The following is a 17,520-nucleotide window of genomic DNA, read 5'->3' as shown; positions in this document are numbered from 1 at the left end:
GATGAGAGATGGAATGTCTACCATTTGCTTCATTTATACATATTTTTGCTGGTAGAACAATTGGTATTGAGACAATACCATGATTGCCTGTCTCTTTGCTGCTCAGTTATCTCTCATATTTTTCTCTCATCTTCCTGTCATCTCTCATATTAGAGACGAATGAGGGACGAGAGATACGCGAGTGATGGACGAGCGAGGATTTTCGGACGGTCGGATATCGAGAGTGGATATTTGGACGGTTTTTGGGGCTTTTGCGGCAAATTCCGTCCAAATATCCACTCTCGTTCGATAGGTATCCGGAAATCCTCGCTCGTCCGTCCGAATATCCACTCTCGTTTGGCGAGTGTCCAATTTTCCACGCTCGTGCGGCGGGCACGCGAGCCCTTCGCCCAATCCGCTGGCATCGTCTCCAGTTCGCCGCAGGGTCGCGGCCCCATATGGGTATACTCTCGAGGATTCGACTCGATTCGCCCCCGCTGGGGCGTCAAAGGAGACTGCATATGCCCACCACCTCAACCGACCCGCGCGCCGCAGCCGCTGCACTGCTGGTGCCCGGCACTACCTGCCACGGCTTTGCCGTCGAGCGCCGCGAGACCGTGCCCGAGCTCGACTCGGACGCTTACGTGCTGCGACACACTGCCTCGGGCGCTCGTCTGCTGTACCTGGCGTGCGACGACGAAAACAAGGCCTTTGCCATTGGCTTTAAGACGCCGCCGGCCGATTCCACCGGCGTGTTCCATATTCTTGAGCACTCGGTGCTGTGCGGATCGGCCAAGTTTCCCGTCAAGGAGCCGTTTGTCGACCTGATCAAGAGCTCCATGCAGACGTTCCTCAACGCCATGACCTACCCCGACAAGACCATCTACCCCGTTGCCACCACCAACGAGCAGGATCTGTACAACCTGATGGACGTGTACCTGGACGCGGTGTTCAACCCGGCCATCTATACCAAGCCCACCATTTTTGAGCAGGAGGGCTGGCACTACGAACTGGACCTGCCGGAGGGCGACGGCGACAGCAGCGCCGCGAGCCTGCACGAGGGCACGCTGCGTTATAACGGCGTGGTGTTCAACGAGATGAAGGGCGCGCTGTCCGATCCCATGAGCGTGCTGGACGATGCCGTCAACGCCGCGCTCTATCCCGACACCGCCTATGCGCACGAGAGCGGCGGCGACCCGCGCGCGATTCCCGCGCTCACCTACGAGCAGTTCCTGGACACGCACGCGCGACACTACAATCCCTCCAACTCCTACATCACGCTCTACGGCGACCTGGACGTGGACCGCGCACTGGCCTTTTTGGACGAGCGCTATCTGTCGCAGCCGAGTGCCGCGAGCCGCCGCATGGACGCTGCCGTTGCCGCCGGCGAGGACCCGTCCACGCTGGCGCCCAATCCGTTGGACGCGCAGGCGCCCGTGACCTGCGAGTACAAGCGCATCGAGATGGCCACCACACCCGAGAACGCCCTGGTGGGCCTGGGCCTTGTGCTGGGCAGCGCGCTCGACCGCAAGCGCACGATCGCGGCGGATATCCTGTTCGAGGCGCTGCTGGGCTCCAACGAAGCGCCGGTTAAGAAGGCCATTCTGGCCGCCGGCCTGGGCGGCAACGTGGTGAGCTACACCGCGGCCGAGAGCCTGCAGCCCTACGAGCTCATCATGCTGCAAAACGCACAGCCCGGTGTGGCGCGCGAGCTGCGTCGCGTGTTCCAGGACGCCTGCCGCGACCTGTGCGAGCACGGAGTTCCGCGCGAGCGTCTGGAAGCCATCATCAGCAGCAACGAGTACGACCTGCGCCAGCGTGACTATGGCATCGCCGACGGCGTGGCCATTGCGTGCGACGCGCTGAGCACCTGGCTCTACGATGACGACGCCGCGACGCTGGCGCTCAAGTACGGCCCGGTGTACGAGGAGCTGCGTAGCGAGCTGGACGGCAGCTATTTTGAGGACCTGCTGCGCGAGCTGGTGCTGGAAAACGACCACATGGCACTGGTCGAGCTGGTGCCGGTGGACGCCGCCGAGGGTTCGGAGGGTGCCGAGGCCGCCGAGCTGGCAGCCAAGCGCGATGCCATGACCGATGCCGAGCTGACCGACGTGGTCGAGCGCACGGCCGCGCTGCGTGCCGCGCAGGAGGCGGAAGACACACCCGAGGCCAAGGCCACGCTGCCGCGCCTGCGCGTGTCCGACATTGGCGAGGCGCGCCCCGAGCCGCCACTGATCGTGGACACGACCGTGCCCATCCCCTGCCTGCGCCACGGCATCCCCACCAACCGTCTGGCCTACGCCATGCAGTATTTCGACCTGAACTGCGTCGCGTTTGAGGACCTGCCCTATGTGACACTGCTCTGCCGCCTGCTTAAGCAGCTGCCCACGCGCGAGCACTCGGCCGAGGAACTCGACAACTTGCTCGCTGGCAAGCTCGGCTTTTTGAGCTTTACGACCGAGGTCATGACGCAGCCCGAAGTGGACGGCGTGCGCCCCTACCTGCTGGTGAGCGCCGGCGCCCTGTCCGAGAAGATCGATGCGCTGGCGAGTCTGCCGCGCGAGGTATGGTCGAGCACGCTTTTGGCAGATGCCGACGCCGACCGCGTGCGCGACGTGCTCACACAGATTCGCATTGGGCTTGAGCAGGGCTTTATCAACAACGGCCACTCGGCGGCGCTCGGTCGCGCGATGAGCTACAGCTCGCCTTCGGCCGTGGTGCGCGAGCAGCTTTCGGGCGTGGACTTCTATCTGTTCCTGCGCGACCTGCTCGACCACTTTGACGAGCGCGTGAACGGGTTGCGTACCAAGCTTGCCGAGCTGGCAGGCCGCATCTTTGTGGCCGATGGCTGCCTGGCGAGCTTTACCGGCAGCGACGAGGACTTTAACGCATACTGGGCCGCCGCGGGCGACCTGGAGCTGGGCGCTGGCGACGGCGCCGATGCCGGCCGCAACGCGCTCGTGGTGCCGACGCCGTGCGACCGCCACGAGGCCTTTGTCATCCCCAGCGACATCTGTTTTGCGGCAAGCGCGTGCGACCCGCGTCGCTTGGGCATCGACGTGACGGGCGCCTGGGCGGTTGCCGCCAACGCGCTCTCCTACGACTATCTGTGGAACGAGATCCGCGTTAAGGGCGGCGCGTACGGCTGCGGATTCCGCGCGGCCGGCGAGCGTCAGGCGGCGTTCTACACCTACCGCGACCCGGCAATCGACCCCTCGATTGAGCGCGTGGCGCGCGCGGGCGAATGGCTCGGCAGCTTTGATCCCGACGAGGCCGCCTTTGAGGGCTTTATCGTGAGCTGCGTGAGCGGCATGGACGCGCCGGTGAAGCCGTACGCGCTCACCAAGCGCCGCAACACGACCTACCTGGCCGGGCTCGATCCGCATGCGCGCGAGGAGCGCCGCGCCCAGATGCTCGCCGCCACGCCCGGTGAGCTTCGCTCGCTCGGCGCCGACGTAACGCGCATCGCAGCCGAGTCACCCACCTGCGTCTTTGGCGGCCGCGACGTCATCGCCAAGAGCAACGCCGGCTTCAACGTCATCGACCTGCTGGGCTAAGGCACGGCAAGCAAAACTACCACGAAGGGCGCAGTTCACAGGCGCCCTTCGTGGTAGTTCGAACATTTGTTCTATACGCACACATGTTCTATAGTAGAGGTGCTTGCATCGAACTGAAATTGCAACTAGAATATAGTTGCAGAATGTGAGGCGGGATGACTCGATCCGATAAACTCATCGCCCAGCTGCTTAGCTGTCCTTCAACGTATAGATTTGCTGACTTTCTTAAAGTTATGGCTTCATATGGCTTTGAAATGGACAGCAAAGGCAAGACGTCCGGATCGCGCGTTCGCTTCTACAGGCCATCAGATGGCAGGATGTTCGTAATGCACGCGCCTCATCCATCTGACGAATTGACAGCGGGGACCATTCGAAACATCGTTCGCTTTCTGCAAGATGTCGGAGGTAGTCATGAGTAACGTTTTGGCATACAAAGGTTATTTCGCCCCGGTCGAGTTCAATGCCGAACAGCATGTGCTAACAGGTATGGTCGCCGGCATTAGGGACGCAATCGTATTTGAAGGCTCCACGGCTGAAGAAGTGGAGCAATGCTTCCACGACGCCGTCGACGATTACCTTGAGTTTTGCGCCGAGAAGGGCAAGGAACCCGAGCGGGCTTTTAAGGGCTCGTTCAACGTAAGAACGGGCTCTGAGCTCCACAAGCAAGCAGCGCTGGCAGCAGCAAAGAAGGGTGAGTCACTCAATAAGTTTGTGACTGAAGCGATCGCTGCGGCGCTGTGAAGCCAACGTCGAGTCGAAGCCGCCACACAGGGCGCCTTTGTGGCGGCTTCGACGTTTGCCCAGATAAAACCCGCCAAAATAAACCTGTCCCTTTTTGGCAGGTTTGCTAGAGGAGGCTGGGATGGACAAGGCTGAGTTGCGGCGGGCAATGATTGCTCGGCGCGACGATCTCGATTTGGATGTACGGGCGGCGAAGTCTGCTGATATCTATGCGCGGCTGGTTGAGCTGCTGGGCCGCTTGGATGCCGCGGCGCCGCACACCGTTGCCGTCTATGCCGCGATGGGTTCCGAAGTCGACCCAGCCGCGTTTGCCGCAGCTGCCGCCAAACGCGGCTGGCGCGTAGCCTATCCGTGCATGCTCTCGGCAATTGATGCCGCAGCTTGTGGCCAGCGCATGTGTATGCGGGCAGTTGCCGCCGACGATGCGTCCGCGGCTCCGTTTATCGCCCACCCTACGCGGGCCTTTGCGGCCACGGACATCGACAGCAACCACTTCCCTATCGTGCCTGCCGAAGCTCTCGACATGATCGTCGTGCCGCTCGTGGCCTTCGACCAAACCGGAGCGCGCCTGGGCTACGGCGGCGGTTGCTACGACCGCTACCTGCCCATGCTCTCGCCCGCATGCCAAATCATCGGCATCGCCTTTGACGAGCAGCGTGTCGACCGCGTTCCCACCGACGCTCACGACCTGCCGCTACCCCACATCATCAGCGCCTAATCGCCGCCATATCAGCCACGGCTACAGCAGTACCATCGCAGCCTAGTGCTCCTCGCCGGCGCGGGCCAGGTCGTAGGGCGTGGTCTGGTAGACGTAGTAGTTGAGCCAGTTGGTGTAGAACAGCTGAGCTTGGCTGCGCCAGACGTTGCGCGGCTCGGCGGAGGGGTCGTCACCCGGAAAGTAGTGCGCCGGCACCTCCGGGTTGAGCCCGCGCTTCACATCGCGCTCGTACTCCAGGCGCAGCGTATCGGTGTCGTACTCGGGATGGCCAAAGACAAAGAAGCGACGGCTGTCGGTCGACTTGACGATGTACAGGCCCACCTCGTCGGACACGGCCACGACCTCAAGCTGCGGCTCGGCCTCCACGTCCTCGCGGCGCACGTCGGTGTTGCGCGAATGTACGGCATAGAAGCGGTCGTCAAAGCCGCGGACCAGCGGGCTTTTCGGCTTCACTAGATAATGCTCGAACACGCCGCTCGCCTTTGCCGGCAGATCGTACTTCTGGATACCGTAATGATGGTACAGGCCGGCCTGCGCGCCCCAACAAATGTGCAGCGTAGAGTGCACGTGCGTGGTGGACCAATCCATGATCTGGCAGAGCTCGGGCCAGTAGTCGACCTCCTCGAACGGCATCTGTTCCACCGGCGCGCCCGTGATGATCAGGCCGTCGTAGTGGATGTCGCAGATGTCGTCGAACGTGCGGTAAAACGTCTCCAGATGGCCGGCGCTCACGTGCGTGGCCTCGTGCGTTTTGGTGCGCAGCAGGTCCACCTCCACCTGCAGCGGCGTGTTGGAGAGCTTGCGCATGATCTGCGTCTCGGTGGCAATCTTGGTGGGCATGAGGTTGAGGATGAGCACGCGCAGCGGACGGATGTCCTGGTGCAGCGCGCGGTACTCGGTCATGACAAAGATGTTCTCGCTCTCGAGCTGCGCGGCGGCAGGGAGGGCGTCTGGAATGCGAATGGGCATGGATGCTCCTTACGAGTCAGTTGCAGCTATGGTACAACGAGCGGCCCCATTCGCGCGAGCACATCGCCCAGCGATGCCGCCAACGGCCCAAAACGCCCCAAAAGTAGAAATTAAGGCATGTCTCTAAAATCTGCTGCACTTTAGCCTAGCAAAGTAACGGCAGGACGCTACAATGTTTCAACGCGAAAAACTCGGCCGAAAGGATACTCATATGTACCAGACGCGTAAGATCGGTGTGGTCGGCCAGGGCCACGTAGGAGCACATGTCGCCAACAGCCTGCTTATGCAGGGCATTGCCGATGAGCTGTACCTGTGCGATATCAACGAGGCCAAGGTGACGTCCGAGGTCCAGGACCTGCGCGACTCCCTTTCGTTTGTCCCGTATAACACCAAGATCGTCAACTGCTACGACCACTACGAGGAGCTGGCCTGCTGCGACGTCATCGTCAACGCCGCCGGTAAGGTCGCACTGGCCGCCGGTAACCGCGACGGTGAGCTGTTCTTTACCACCGACGCCGCCCGCACCTTTGCCAAGCGCATCGTCGACGCCGGCTTCGACGGCATCTTCGTGAGCATCTCCAACCCCTGCGACGTCGTGTGCACCGAGCTGTGGCACCTGACCGGCTACGATCCCAAGAAGATCATCGGCTCGGGCTGCGGTCTGGATTCCGCACGCCTGCGCACCGAGATCTCCAAGAAGGTCGGCGTGAGCCCCAAGTCCATCGACGCCTACATGATCGGCGAGCACGGCTTTAGCCAGCTGGCCGCCTTTAAGGCCGCGACCATCGCCGGCAAGAGCCTGACTGAGCTTCAGGCCGAGAACCCCGACAAGTACGCCTTCGACCACATGGAGGTCGAGGAGCTCGCGCGCAAGGGCGGCTATGTGACCTACCAGGGCAAGCAGTGCACCGAGTACGCCGTCGCCAACTCCGCCGCGCGCGTCTGCGCCGCCGTGCTGCACAACGAGCACGCCGTGCTTTCCGCCTCCACGCTCATGACCGGCCAGTATGGCGAGGAGGGCATCTTCACCTCCCTGCCGTGCGTGATCGGTGCCGAGGGCGTCGAGGAGGTCTACACACTCGACCTGTCCGAGCACGAGCTCGAGGGCTTCCACAAGAGTTGCCAGCACATCCGCGACAACATCGCCCAGCTCGACTGGTGGGATACCGAAGCCTACGACGCAAAGTAGGGCACCGACTGCCGCAACCTTGCGAATCTAAGCACGATCCCAAGCGGGCCGCGCCGGAAACCCCCGGCGCGGCCCGCTTTTTTGACTCATGCGGCACGCTTGCAAATTTAGGTCTAATACTTTTCCGACCGAACAAATTCGGCCGCCACAACGCAAAACGGGGCCCGCGCTCAGCGCAGACCCCGCCAAAAAAGATAATTCCCGTTACTTAGTACTGCTCGATGCCCATGTAGCGGCGGTACTCGGGGCTGTGGTCGAAGACCTTGCCGCGGGCGGCGCGCAGCTCGCAGCTCATTGCGTAGAAGAAGATCGGCTCTAGGAACGAGCGCACGCTAGCGGGCACCTCGCCCACGCCGTACTCGAGCGCATCGAGCACCATGAGCGTGTCGGTATGCGTGTTGAGGAACGCAAGCGCGCGCTCCTCCATGGGGCGGCACTCGCCTGCGCCGAGCTGCACAAAGTAGAACACGCCGGGCTCGGTGGCCTCGAAGGGGCCGTGGAAGTACTCACCGGAGTGGATGTAGCAGCAGTGCTGCCACTGCATCTCCATGAGCGAGCAGATGGCCATGGCGTAGGTCTGGCTAAAGTTGGGGCCGGAACCCAGGATGTAGAAGAACTTGTGCTGTTGGCAGAGCTCGGCAAAGCGGGCGCCCAGCTCGGCGTTGACCTTCTCGCGGGCGGCAGGCAGCAGCGCGTCCATCTGCTTAAGACCCTCGTACATGTCGGCGAGCGCCTCGTAGCCCTCCTGCTGGTCGAGCAGCTCGGCGGCAATCAGAGCACCGATGCCCTGCGGCACCTCGGCCTGCGACACGCCCTCACCCCACGGGTAAACCCAGGTGGTCCACTTGCCGCTATCGATCTTGGAGCCCTCGCAGTCGGTCATGGCAACGACCTCGGCACCGGCAGCCAGCGCCATCTCGCAGCCGTCGACGACCTCCTGTGTGTTGCCGCTGTGGCTGCAGGCGATGACGAGCGACTTCTCGCCGAGGCTCTTAGGGGCCATCAGGCAGAACTCGCGCGCAGTATAGACCGTGGAGGTAAACGTGGTGGCCTCGCGCTTGAGCAGCTCGTTGGCCGGCATCAGGTCGATCATCGAACCGCCGCAGGCGATCCAAAAGACGTTCTCGATCTTACCCTTGCGCTCGATGATTTCCTGAACCAGATCATGTGCGTTCATACTGATGTTCCTCCTTGTGTGGCAACTTTAGACGACAGCTCGTACCTGCGGTCGTTCTATGTTGTCCTATTTATACCACGCAAGCAATCGCTCGGAAAGTCATTTCGGCAAATTTGTTCTATGTTGTTCTATCTATGAACGTTAGATGTCGAACACGTAGCGCGAGCCCACGATCTTTTGGCGACCGAGCAGCAGAGGTTGCTCATCAAAATCGGTAAAGTACGTCTCCATGTAGAAGAGTGGCTCGCCGATCGGAACCTCGAGCAGCGGGGCCGCCTGAGCATCGGCAAGCGCAATCTCCACCGTGCAGGGATCGGATTTGAGCGGCGAACGACCCGAATGCTCGGCAACAAGCGCAAAGATGGAATTGTCCGTGAGGTCCTTGTCGGCAAGCGTCTGCAGATACGGATGGTCGGCAAGCACAAAGGCGTTGTTCTCGAGCATGACGGGGACGCCGTCGGCCGTACGCACGCGCTCGACCACGATAAGCTCGCAGCCGGGCTCCACGCCAAAGAATGCCGCATCCTCGTGCGTCGCCGCGACCACCGTGCGCGACACCAGGCGCGCGCCCGCCACCATATCGTTGGCGGCACAGCCCTCGGTAAAGCTCTGAACATCGCCTTTCTGGACAATCTTGCGCTTGAGCTTGGGAGCGCACACAAAGGTACCCCTCCCCTGCTGGCGGCTAAGATACCCCGCGCGCGACAGCTCCTCGATGGCGCGGCGCACGGTGATGCGCCCCACGCCGTAGGACTTCGCGAGCTCCATCTCGGATGGAATGCGCGAGCCGGTCGGATACACGCCACGCGCGATCTCGCCCTTTAGGTCATCCATAACCTGCTGGTACAGCGGCACAGCGGACACCTCAGTGCGCTCGGTTTTATCGTCGGATGCCATCGTTATGCTCCATTCCGTGCATGCTCGGACTCAAACTCTTCAATCGCCGCCATAAACTGCTCGCCAAAGGCATCGGCCTTTTTCTCGCCGATGCCGTTGACCTGGATAAGCTCATCGCGCGTCTGCGGGCGTAGGCGGCACAGGCCGCGCAGGGCCTTGTCGGAGAAGACCATGTACGGCGCCATCTCCAGCTCGGTCGAGATCTCCTTGCGCAAGGCGCGCAGGCGTTCGAACAGCTCGGCGTCGTCGCCCACGCGCGGGCGCTGATCCAGCTCGGCCTCCTCGCGCAGCAGATCCACCGCACGGCGGGCGCGGGCCGAGGCCTTGCGCTTGGACGCGCGACGCTTAACGGTAAAGGCGAACGCCTCATCCTCGACCTCGACGGCACGCGGGCCCAGCCCAACGACCGGGTACTGCCCCTGCGAGGTGGCCAAATAACCGCGGCCGCACAGCTGGCCGATGATGTCCTTGATGCGCCCGACCGATTCGCTTGACAGCTCACCGTAGCCGCGGTCCTCGTCCAGATGCATCTGGCGAATGCGCTCGGTGTTGCCGCCGTGGAGCACGTCGACGATCAGCGACTTGCCAAAGCGCATGGGACGCGTGGCCACATAGCGCACGGCAGCGCGGGCCATATCGGTGACGTCCTCGACATCAAACTGCGTGAGGCAGTTGCTGCAGTTGCCACAGCCCTCGGCGTCGTCCGTGGCGGCGCCGCCCGCACCAGTCGCTGACGCATGCTCGGCCGCGGCCTCGTCGCCAAAGTAGCGCAGCATGTATTCGCGCAGGCAGCCGGTGGTATTGCAGTAGCCCTCCATCTGGCTGAGCAGTCGATATCGATTCTGGAGCGCCCACGCGCGCTGCTCGTCGTCGAGCGCCTCGTCGGCAGCATCGCCGCGGTCGATCAAAAAGCGGCGCATGCGAAAATCGTTACCGTTCCACAGCAAGTGGCAGCTGGCCGGATCGCCATCGCGGCCGGCGCGGCCCGCCTCCTGGTAGTAGGCCTCGATGCTCTCGGGCACGTTGTTGTGAATCACGTAGCGCACGTTAGGCTTGTCGATGCCCATGCCAAAGGCGTTGGTGGCAACCATCACCTGAATATCGTCGTCGATAAAGGCGCGCTGGCTTTGACGGCGGGCGTCGTTGCCCATGCCGGCATGGTAGCGGCCCACGCGAATGCCGCTAGGTCCCAGCGCCTCGGCAAGCTCGCCTGCCAGCGCATCGACCGTCTTGCGGGTCGAGCAATACACGATGCCGCTCTCGCTCGAATGCGCGATCACATAGTCACGCACCCACGCGGCCTTGGCCTTGTCGCCCATCTCCTCGCAGCCAAAGTAGAGGTTCTTGCGATCGAAGCCCGTCACCACCGTCGCGGGGTTTTGCAGGCCGAGCATCTGCTGAATGTCCGCACGCACGCGCTCAGTCGCCGTAGCGGTAAAGGCCGCCACGATGGGGCGCTGCGGCAGCGAATCGATGAACTCACGAATCTGCAGGTAGGCGGGACGAAAATCCTGGCCCCACTGGCTCACGCAGTGGGCCTCGTCAATGGCCACGAGCGGCACGCCAATGCCGCCTTCGGCCGCAGCTTCCTGCGCAAAGGCCAGAAAGCGCGGCTCGAGCAGGCGCTCGGGTGCCACGTACATAAGCTGGTAGCGGCCCTCGCGCGCCCGCTTGAGCACGGTGTTTTGCTGGGCCGGAGTAAGGCTGGAGTTGAGATAGCTGGGTCGCGCGCCCGCCGCGAGCAGCGCGCGGGTCTGGTCCTCCATAAGCGACAGCAGCGGACTCACCACAAAGGTGATGCCGGGCATCATGAGCGCGGGCACCTGGTAGCAGATAGACTTGCCGGCACCCGTGGGCATAACGCCGAGCGCATCGCGACCGGCAAGGATCGCATCGACCATGCGGTCCTGGCCCGGGCGAAACGAGGTGTAGCCAAAATAGGCGCCGAGCGTGTCGAGCGCCATCTGCTGCATGCTATCGGTCATGGTTTCCTAACGTCCAAGTCATCTGCCGCCGATTATACGCCGCCACGCGGACCGGCGTCGCCCGGCTGTCAGCCACGCTCATTCTGCGGGTAATCATTGGAGACGTTCTTGAATGACTAGTCGTTTAAGAACGTCCCCAACGACTAAGGAGTGTCCCCAGGTGCCGGCACAAAAGGAACGTCCCCAAGTGCCGGCCCGGCAACGTCAATGTTTTGGCAATGTCAGCGAAAGCCCACCAGAGCGAGCAAGGTGCCTTGAAACAAGGCGGCATTGATCTTTTGATCATGCCGCCGAAGTTGAAAGGCAGATTGCCGCTCTGGCGGGCTTGCAGCGTCGATCGGTCCGCCGTTCGTAAGAACGGCGGAACCAACCCTACATGACCATAACGTAGCGCGATCCCACGTAGTACTGCTTACCCATCAGGACCGGCTCGCCATTGGGGCCCGTGAAGCCGGCACGCAGGTTGAGCAGCGGATCGTGCGGAGCAATGCCCAGCTCGGCCGCCTGCTCGGTATTGGCACGAACGGCCTCGACCGTGCGGTAGCCAACCGAGACAATCGGCGTTCCGCCAACACGCTCGACCTCGGCAAAAATCGACTTGTCCTCAAGATCGGCCGTCAACAGCTCACGGTAGGCGTCAAACGGCACAAAGATGTTCTCCTCAAAGATGGGCTCGCCGTCGGCCGTACGCACGCGCTTGATATGCAGCAGCAGCGCATCCTTCTGCAGGCCAAAGAACTCCATCTCGTTTTGGCGCGCCGGAACGATCTGGCGATCGATCACGTGCGCACCGGCCTTCATGCCGTTGCCGGCACACAGCGCGGTAAACGTCTGCAGCGTCGAGGCGTGAAACTGGCGGTTGATGTGCGGCGTGGAGACAAAGGTGCCACGGCCCTGCTGCTTAACCAGGTAGCCATCGGAGCACAGCTCCTCGACGGCGCGGCGCACCGTAATGCGGCTCACGTCGTACTGCTCGGCTAGCTCAAGCTCGGACGGAATACGCTCCTTGGGTGCATAAACACCTTTCTCGATCGCATCCTTGATTTCGTCGTAAATCTGCTGGTAAAGCGGTGCATTTTTGGGCGCAGGCATATCTAATCACTCTTATCGAAATATCGAAATAACTAATACGTATATAACGTCTAGTTTCATATTACCTCATAATGATAAAACGATACACCCTCCCTACCAAAAAGCGACAGCTTCATTTTGGTAGGTTTTATCTGGGCAAACGAGAGCCTCTCGAAAGCAACGGGGCTTTCGGGGGGCTCGTTCGGATGGGTTGCGCAGGACCGGCAAAATGCCAATACCCTACTTGCCGTCGTCCTGCTGCAGGCTGTCCTGTTCGCTGAGGCGCGCCTGCCTGCTGGCCATGCGTGCGGGCTTGTCGGGATCGGGAACGGCCGTGGGCATGGGCTCGTCGACATGACCGCCCCACCAGCCGCCCACAAAGTTGAGCGTGTGGAACACATTGATCACGGCGCCGGAATCAACGTCGCACACCAGCTTGATAATGTCCTGACTCTCGTAGGTCGAGACAACGGTGTTCAGCAGGTACATCTTTTCGCGGCTATATCCGCCGACGACCTCGGCGCAGCTAATGCCGTGCTGAAAATGGTTTACGTAGGCAGTCATGACCTCGTCTGCCCTACGCGTCGTGATCTGCAGCGTCACGCGATCGTAGCGACGATAGAAACTGTCGATGGTCTTGGTCGAAATAAACTGGAACACGATGGAATACGCCGCCTTGTCCCAGCCAAACATAAAGCCAAAGATCGCCAGGATAAAGCAGTTGAAACCAAAGATGACGCCCCAGATGGTCTTGCCCGTGTGGTTGGAAACCCACAGCGCGATAAAGTCGGTGCCGCCGGTGGATGCGCCGGATTTAAGCGCGATGGCAGCGCCCAGACCCGAGACCACGCCGCCAAAAATGATGAGCATGATCTTGTCGCCCAAAAACGGCGCGAAGTGAAAGACGTTGAGGAACAGCGATGAGAGCACGACCTGCATCATCGAGAAGATGACGAAGCGCTTGCTAATGCCGCTCCAGCATAAGAGCGCCACGGGGATGTTGAGCGCGAGCATGCCGAGCGAGATGTCGATATGAACGCCACCCAGCGAGGTAACGCGATCGAGCAGGACCGCGACGCCGGTAAGACCGCTCGGAAGCAGGTCGGCGGGCTGAATGAACGCCTGGATCAGAAATGTCTGGAGAACGGCGGAAATGGTGACCGCCACAGCAGTAATGGCGCGGCGGACGATGGTGAGGCGGCCGAGCACGAGCACTCGGTCCGTGAGCTGATCGATGGCGTTCGCCACGTAGGCTCCTTTCGAAGGCAGATGTGGTTGTGGGGCATGCCCGCGATTGTAGCATGGAGCGTGCGGGGGCGCTTCAATTCAACCTCCCTCGACAACCAAAACGGGACCAGCAACCCCCACGACCAAAGGGCAAAATTCCAAGTGAGTAGACTTTTTACGATCTGCCGAGCACACCCAAAACCGCCACCCCTGTGACCTGCGGTTTTACAAAGGAAGATATGCATTGTGCTCGGCCTGCGCCAAAAAGTCTACTCACTTAGTCCGAATCGAAGCCAAACGGATCAAAATCGAAACCAAATTGAGCCAGTCCACCGCAAAAAACGTTTGAACCCGTGCTTCTCGCGGCGGATTGACACTACAAAGCGGCCAAAATGTCGGTCAGATTATCAATAACGGCATCGGCTCGCGATTGATCGAGGTTGACGCCCTCGTGCGGACGCAGTGCCAGGACGCGGGCGCCGGAACGTTTGCCAGCCTCGATCCCCAAAGGCGAATCCTCGATAACCAGGCACTCGGCAGGCTCCACCCCCAGCGCCTCCATGGCACGCAGGTAGATCTCGGGGTCGGGCTTAAACGCACTGCACTCGTGACCGCTGATGGTGTAGTCCAGCACATCGGCGATACCGGCAATCTCTACCAGCTCGTCAATGAGCTCACGATAAGACGAGCTCGCGATGGCACACTTCACGCCGCGCTCGTGCAGTGCGCGCATCACCGGCTCCGTCTGCTCGTTGAGCAGCTCGGCATACGGAACGGGGTGGTCCGGGCTGTAGACCTGCTTGTACTCCACGCGAAGGCGCTCGCGCAGCTCAACATCGTCGGGCACCAGCGCCTCCCAAATGGCCGGCTCGTTAGACCCCGAAAGATCGGGGATCTCGTCAAAGTGGAACCCCTTCTCCTCCATAAACGCCACGCGACGACGGTTGTAGAACCACTCGGTATCGACCAGCACGCCGTCCATGTCAAACAGCACTGCTTTGATCATACGCATCTCCTCCCACCTGCCAAATAGAGACAGGTTTATTTTGGTAGGTTTTATCCTGGGTTTTGCGACGCGACAGGCGTGCCCTCCCAAGAGCAAAAAAGGGGACGGGGCGCAAACCCCATCCCCTCTCAATCAACCCGTAAGGTCTACTTACTTGTGATTAGTAGGAAAGCTTCCACATGTAGCGACGCATGGTCAGCGGGTGCTGACGGGCCTCGGCGATCTGGTTGCCGTACTCGCGCATAACGGCGAGGTGCAGCAGCGGGTTGAAGTAGGTGACGACGCTCGCGGGCACGGCGTCAGCCAGGCCGTAGTCCTTGGAGTCGATCAGAGCGACCTTGGCGCCCATGCGCTCAAGGAAGGTGAGGGCGCGGGCGTCCATCGGACGGGTAGCGCCATCGGACATGAAGAAGACGTAGGGCTTACCCTCGGTGGAAACCTCGAACGGGCCGTGGAAGTACTCGCCGGTGTTGTAGGCGGCGGCGTCGATCCACTGCATCTCGGTGAACAGGAAGGCGGCGTGAGAGTAAGCCATCTTCTCGGAGGCACCAGAGGCCATGAAGTAAATCATCTTGTCGTCCTTGAAGTCCTCAGCGAACTTCTTGGCGAGCTTCTTGCAGGACTGAGCAGCGTTCTCGCAGAGATCGAAGACGTTGGTGAGGCCGGTGATCATGTCGTCGTACTTGTCATAGCCCTCGGTCTGCTGAAGGATCTCGAGAGCAAGAGCGATGGCATAGCCGGGCTTCTCGCACTTGGCAGCGAAGTTGGCGTGGAAGCCGTGAACGATGACGTAGTCGGCGTCGACGGTCAGAGCGGAGCCAGCCTTGTTGGTGAGGGAGACGACCGGGCAGTTGTGCTTCTTGGCGGTCTTGTTGGCCTCGACGGTCTCGGGCGTGGAGCCACCGAGGGAGCAGGTGATCACGAAGGTGTGCTCGTTGACCCAGGAAGGCGTGTCATAGTTGAACTCGTTAGCGGTGAAGATCTGAACGTTCAGCTTGTCCGTGTTGTTGGCCAGGAAGTACTTGGCGGGGTACAGGTCGGACATGGAAGCACCGCAGCCGACGAAGGCGACACTGTGGATCTCGTGGTTGGACAGGACGTCAGCGACGATCTGCTTAGGGAGGTTAAGGTCGATCTCGTACATCTGACACATTCCTTTCGATTTTTGCGGCGCCACATTGCCGGGCGCTCGCAGGGTTACCGTGATTTGGACCGAGTCGCCGGCCCGTTGAGGATGCGACAAAGGGACTGTCCCATTGTCGCATTTTGGGGATGGAAGCCTGCCTGGGGTATGGGATGCCAGGCAGGCCCCCGGGGGAAAGCGGTTAGGCGCTTGGTCGCGACTAGGCCAGAATGCCGGCCGCGGAGAGGGCGATGCCGCCCACGATGGCGATCGCGAGAAGCCAACCGGTGTTGACGTTCTTCTTGATGAGCCAGTACATAAGGCCGGTGAGGCCGAGGGAGATCATCTGGGGCATCATGCCGTCCAGGATGTCCTGGATAACAACGGTGCCCTCAGCGAACTGCAGCGGGGTGGTGGCGCCGATCAGCGTAGCGATCATGCCGCCCACGGACATAAGGCCCACGATGCCGCAGACATACATGAGCTTCTCCATGAGGTCGCCGCCCTGAAGCTTGCTCAGGTACTCGTGGCCGCCCTGATAGCCCATCTTGGCTGCGAACCAAGTGATCAGCACAGAGGGGACGATGGAGATGAGCATGGCCAGGATCGGGCCCATGATGGAGCCCTGCTGAGCCAGCTGAACGCCCAGGCCAAAAGCGATAACGCGGATGGTACCCTGGAAGAAGGAGTCACCGATGCCGGAAAGCGGACCCATGAGGGAGGTCTTGACCGCGTTGATCGAATCGGGATCGAAGTTCTCGGGATCCTTGGCGTACTCCTCCTCCATGGAGGCGGTGAGGCCCAGGATAAAGGCGCTCGTCTGCGGGGTGCAGTTGTAGAACGCCATGTGACGGTGGTAAGCCTCTTTCTTAGCAGCGAGCTGCTTGGGGTCGGACTCGTCCGGATAGAGGCGGTCGAGCGTGGGAACCATGCCGTAGAGGAAGCCCATGTTCATCTGACGCTCGTAGTTCCAAGAGGCCTGGATGGCCCAGGAGCGCCAGAAGAACTGGCTGACCTTCTTGTTCAGGGACACGTCCTTGGTTGCGGTTGCCATAGTGTGTTCCTCCTTAGTCTTCGTCGTCTTCGAGCGGATCGTAGTCGGAATCGACACCGGCGGCTGCATGGGAACCGTTGAACTTGAAGCCCATGAAGACGACAGCCAGGCACACACCGATCAGAGCGACCGCGATGACGGACAGGTTGAGGTAAGCGGCGAGCAGGAAACCGATGAACAGGAACGGAGTCATACCCTTCTTGATCATCATGGTGAGCAGCAGGGCCAAGCCGTAGGCGGTCATGATCTTGGTCGAAACGTTAAGACCAGTGGACAGCCACTCGGGAACCATGTTGACGATGGCCTGAACCAGGTCGGTGCCAACAAAGACGGCGAGGAAGATCGGCAGGAAGTACATGATGGCGTACAGACCGGAGCCGGCGCAGATGTGCATACGGTAGGCGGTCTTGAACTTTCCGTTATCGATCGCGCTATCTGCCACATGGGTGAGGGCGGCGATGATGGAACGGAACACGATGCCGAGGAGCTGACCCAGGACGGCGACCGGGATGGCGATCGTCATGGCGGTCTCGGCGGAAGCATCGGTCAGGCACGCAAAGGCAGCGGCCACGATGCCGCCCAGGACCATATCGGGCGGAACGGCGGCGCCGACCTGCACCAGGCCCATGGACACGAGCTCGACGGCGGCACCGACGGCAAGGCCGGTGGGCACATCGCCCAGCAGCAGACCGACGAGCGTAGCGCCAACGAGGGGCTGCTCGAAGTTAAGACGACCGAGCAGGCGGGAGTCCCACATGCAGAACACGCCGACGAGGCCGACGAGCACCGCACTGATGAACGTATTCATACCCTTCTCCTTTCAGTCA

At 61.2% G+C, this 17,520-nt stretch carries 15 protein-coding genes; 5 read left to right on the top strand and 10 right to left on the bottom strand.

Annotated elements, in window-relative coordinates; all coding sequences use genetic code 11:
- Nucleotides 1–500: 500 nt before the first annotated feature.
- From FGQ61_RS01915 to FGQ61_RS01900, 4 genes are all read left to right on the top strand, one after another.
- A complete protein-coding gene (locus FGQ61_RS01915) occupies nt 501–3,536 on the top strand; it encodes an insulinase family protein (RefSeq protein WP_035136792.1) in 3,036 nt (1,011 codons plus the stop codon).
- 155 nt (nt 3,537–3,691) lie between these two features.
- Nucleotides 3,692–3,955 (top strand): type II toxin-antitoxin system HicA family toxin, encoded by a 264-nt coding sequence (locus FGQ61_RS09785; RefSeq protein ID WP_084591735.1) that lies wholly within the window; start codon nt 3,692–3,694, stop codon nt 3,953–3,955.
- Nucleotides 3,948–4,277: a type II toxin-antitoxin system HicB family antitoxin gene (locus FGQ61_RS01905; protein WP_138374399.1), complete on the top strand. Its 330-nt coding sequence runs from the start codon at nt 3,948–3,950 to the stop codon at nt 4,275–4,277. The genes FGQ61_RS09785 and FGQ61_RS01905 overlap by 8 nt, the downstream gene beginning before the upstream one ends.
- 121 nt (nt 4,278–4,398) lie before the next feature.
- The gene (locus FGQ61_RS01900) at nt 4,399–4,995 is read left to right on the top strand and encodes a 5-formyltetrahydrofolate cyclo-ligase (protein WP_138374398.1); all 597 of its coding nucleotides are present in this window, start codon (nt 4,399–4,401) and stop codon (nt 4,993–4,995) included.
- 42 nt (nt 4,996–5,037) lie between these two features.
- Here FGQ61_RS01900 and metA read toward each other — a convergent pair whose 3' ends face one another.
- The gene (metA, locus tag FGQ61_RS01895) at nt 5,038–5,964 is read right to left on the bottom strand and encodes a homoserine O-acetyltransferase MetA (protein ID WP_138374397.1); all 927 of its coding nucleotides are present in this window, start codon (nt 5,962–5,964) and stop codon (nt 5,038–5,040) included.
- 211 nt (nt 5,965–6,175) lie between these two features.
- Here metA and FGQ61_RS01890 point away from each other — a divergent pair, with 211 nt between their 5' ends.
- Nucleotides 6,176–7,153, top strand: coding sequence for an L-lactate dehydrogenase (locus FGQ61_RS01890; RefSeq protein WP_138374396.1), 978 nt, complete (start codon nt 6,176–6,178; stop codon nt 7,151–7,153).
- Between the two features lie 208 nt (nt 7,154–7,361).
- On the opposite strand, the gene FGQ61_RS01885 is transcribed toward FGQ61_RS01890, so the two are convergent.
- The 9 genes from FGQ61_RS01885 to FGQ61_RS01845 form a co-directional block, all read right to left on the bottom strand.
- Nucleotides 7,362–8,330, bottom strand: a complete 969-nt coding sequence (locus FGQ61_RS01885; protein ID WP_138374395.1) for an SIS domain-containing protein — start codon at nt 8,328–8,330, stop codon at nt 7,362–7,364.
- Between the two features lie 141 nt (nt 8,331–8,471).
- A complete protein-coding gene (locus FGQ61_RS01880; protein WP_138374394.1) occupies nt 8,472–9,227 on the bottom strand; it encodes a GntR family transcriptional regulator in 756 nt (251 codons plus the stop codon).
- A gap of 2 nt (nt 9,228–9,229) precedes the next feature.
- Complete coding sequence (locus FGQ61_RS01875) at nt 9,230–11,212, bottom strand: RecQ family ATP-dependent DNA helicase (protein WP_138374393.1); 1,983 nt, start codon at nt 11,210–11,212, stop codon at nt 9,230–9,232.
- Nucleotides 11,213–11,584: 372 nt separating this feature from the next.
- Nucleotides 11,585–12,304 carry a GntR family transcriptional regulator gene (locus FGQ61_RS01870; RefSeq protein ID WP_055310102.1) on the bottom strand — a complete coding sequence of 240 codons (720 nt, stop codon included), beginning with the start codon at nt 12,302–12,304 and terminating at the stop codon, nt 11,585–11,587.
- A 219-nt stretch (nt 12,305–12,523) separates the two neighbouring features.
- The gene (locus tag FGQ61_RS01865) at nt 12,524–13,531 is read right to left on the bottom strand and encodes a YitT family protein (RefSeq protein ID WP_138374392.1); all 1,008 of its coding nucleotides are present in this window, start codon (nt 13,529–13,531) and stop codon (nt 12,524–12,526) included.
- A gap of 355 nt (nt 13,532–13,886) precedes the next feature.
- Nucleotides 13,887–14,516, bottom strand: a complete 630-nt coding sequence (locus tag FGQ61_RS01860) for an HAD family hydrolase (protein WP_161115153.1) — start codon at nt 14,514–14,516, stop codon at nt 13,887–13,889.
- 160 nt (nt 14,517–14,676) lie between these two features.
- A complete protein-coding gene (locus FGQ61_RS01855; RefSeq protein WP_229025861.1) occupies nt 14,677–15,660 on the bottom strand; it encodes an SIS domain-containing protein in 984 nt (327 codons plus the stop codon).
- A 199-nt stretch (nt 15,661–15,859) separates the two neighbouring features.
- Entirely contained in the window at nt 15,860–16,693 is an 834-nt protein-coding gene (locus FGQ61_RS01850; protein ID WP_138374389.1) for a PTS system mannose/fructose/sorbose family transporter subunit IID, read from the bottom strand.
- A gap of 13 nt (nt 16,694–16,706) precedes the next feature.
- Nucleotides 16,707–17,501, bottom strand: a complete 795-nt coding sequence (locus FGQ61_RS01845; protein ID WP_022095161.1) for a PTS mannose/fructose/sorbose/N-acetylgalactosamine transporter subunit IIC — start codon at nt 17,499–17,501, stop codon at nt 16,707–16,709.
- Between the last annotated feature and the right edge of the window lie 19 nt (nt 17,502–17,520).

The sequence above is a fragment of the Collinsella aerofaciens genome (genome assembly GCF_005844325.1).
Classification (GTDB): Bacteria; Actinomycetota; Coriobacteriia; order Coriobacteriales; family Coriobacteriaceae; genus Collinsella; species Collinsella aerofaciens_G.
This window is presented reverse-complemented; position numbering and strand designations above follow the sequence as displayed.

Coding starts and splice junctions, on each gene's coding strand:
- FGQ61_RS01915 (WP_035136792.1), top strand. CDS start 501: ATGCCCACCACCTCAACCGACCCGCGCGCCGCAGCCGCTGCACTGCTG.
- FGQ61_RS09785 (WP_084591735.1), top strand. CDS start 3,692: ATGACTCGATCCGATAAACTCATCGCCCAGCTGCTTAGCTGTCCTTCA.
- FGQ61_RS01905 (WP_138374399.1), top strand. CDS start 3,948: ATGAGTAACGTTTTGGCATACAAAGGTTATTTCGCCCCGGTCGAGTTC.
- FGQ61_RS01900 (WP_138374398.1), top strand. CDS start 4,399: ATGGACAAGGCTGAGTTGCGGCGGGCAATGATTGCTCGGCGCGACGAT.
- metA (WP_138374397.1), bottom strand. CDS start 5,964: ATGCCCATTCGCATTCCAGACGCCCTCCCTGCCGCCGCGCAGCTCGAG.
- FGQ61_RS01890 (WP_138374396.1), top strand. CDS start 6,176: ATGTACCAGACGCGTAAGATCGGTGTGGTCGGCCAGGGCCACGTAGGA.
- FGQ61_RS01885 (WP_138374395.1), bottom strand. CDS start 8,330: ATGAACGCACATGATCTGGTTCAGGAAATCATCGAGCGCAAGGGTAAG.
- FGQ61_RS01880 (WP_138374394.1), bottom strand. CDS start 9,227: ATGGCATCCGACGATAAAACCGAGCGCACTGAGGTGTCCGCTGTGCCG.
- FGQ61_RS01875 (WP_138374393.1), bottom strand. CDS start 11,212: ATGACCGATAGCATGCAGCAGATGGCGCTCGACACGCTCGGCGCCTAT.
- FGQ61_RS01870 (WP_055310102.1), bottom strand. CDS start 12,304: ATGCCTGCGCCCAAAAATGCACCGCTTTACCAGCAGATTTACGACGAA.
- FGQ61_RS01860 (WP_161115153.1), bottom strand. CDS start 14,516: ATGATCAAAGCAGTGCTGTTTGACATGGACGGCGTGCTGGTCGATACC.
- FGQ61_RS01855 (WP_229025861.1), bottom strand. CDS start 15,660: ATGTACGAGATCGACCTTAACCTCCCTAAGCAGATCGTCGCTGACGTC.
- FGQ61_RS01850 (WP_138374389.1), bottom strand. CDS start 16,693: ATGGCAACCGCAACCAAGGACGTGTCCCTGAACAAGAAGGTCAGCCAG.
- FGQ61_RS01845 (WP_022095161.1), bottom strand. CDS start 17,501: ATGAATACGTTCATCAGTGCGGTGCTCGTCGGCCTCGTCGGCGTGTTC.